The sequence below is a fragment of the Kineococcus indalonis genome (genome assembly GCF_009906395.1).
Classification (GTDB): Bacteria; Actinomycetota; Actinomycetes; order Actinomycetales; family Kineococcaceae; genus Kineococcus; species Kineococcus indalonis.
The window spans coordinates 1-812 of record NZ_JAAALM010000922.1 but is presented as its reverse complement, the minus strand read 5'-3'; the positions used below and the strand labels follow the sequence as shown (position 1 = coordinate 812).

Below are 812 nucleotides of genomic sequence, written 5' to 3'. Positions count from 1 at the left end.
GCACGGGCCTGCTCCTGGTCCGCCTCGTCGCCGGCGCCCTGCTGCTCGTGCACGGCGTGCCCAAGCTGCTCGACCCCGCCGGCGCGACCGGGATGGCCGCCGGCCTCGGCGTGCCCGCCCCCGACGTCGCGGGCTGGCTGGTGATCCTCGGGGAGGTGGGCCTGGGCGCCCTGCTGCTGCTGGGGCTGCTCACCCGCCTCGCCGGCGGCCTGCTCGCCCTGCAGATGGCCGGGGTGTGGCTGCTCGTGCACGCCCCGCAGGGCTTCCTCGTCGAGGGTCAGGTCAACGGCGAGAACGCGCTGCTGCTCGGCGGCGTGGGCCTGCTGCTGCTGTTCACCGGCGCGGGCCGCTTCTCCCTGGACGGCGCCCGGCGGCGCTGAGCCCGGCGGGCCGGTCGCGCCGCGGGCGGCTCACTGCCCGCGGCCGGCCTCGCCCTGCGCGCGCTCCACCGCGGCCTCCAGCCGCTCCAGCTTGCCCGTCAGCTCGCCCTCGTGGCCGGGGCGCACGTCCGCCTTGAGCACCAGCGACACCCGCGGGCCGTGCCGGCCCACCGCCTCGCACGCGCGGCGCACCACGTCCATGCACTGCTCCCAGGTGCCCTCCACGGTGGTGAACATCGCGTCGGTGCGGTGCGGCAGGCCCGAGGAGCGCACCACCAGGACCGCGTCGGCGACGGCGGCGCTCACCGAGTCCGGGGCACCCCCCTCGGGCGCGGGGCCGCCGGACGGGGAGACGGAGAAGGCGACGAGCACGCCGCCCACGCTAGGCGCGCGGCCCGCCCGGCGTCCGAGGGGGGTGCCCCGGACTCGGTG

At 78.8% G+C, this 812-nt stretch carries 2 protein-coding genes; one reads left to right on the top strand and one right to left on the bottom strand.

Annotated elements, in window-relative coordinates:
* Positions 1-380 (top strand): DoxX family protein (locus GTR00_RS21965; RefSeq protein ID WP_166613601.1); only part of this gene is annotated, 380 nt, incomplete at its 5' end.
* A 30-nt stretch (positions 381-410) separates the two neighbouring features.
* On the opposite strand, the gene GTR00_RS25295 is transcribed toward GTR00_RS21965, so the two are convergent.
* A complete protein-coding gene (locus GTR00_RS25295; protein WP_166613600.1) occupies positions 411-752 on the bottom strand; it encodes a thiamine-binding protein in 342 nt (113 codons plus the stop codon).
* Between the last annotated feature and the right edge of the window lie 60 nt (positions 753-812).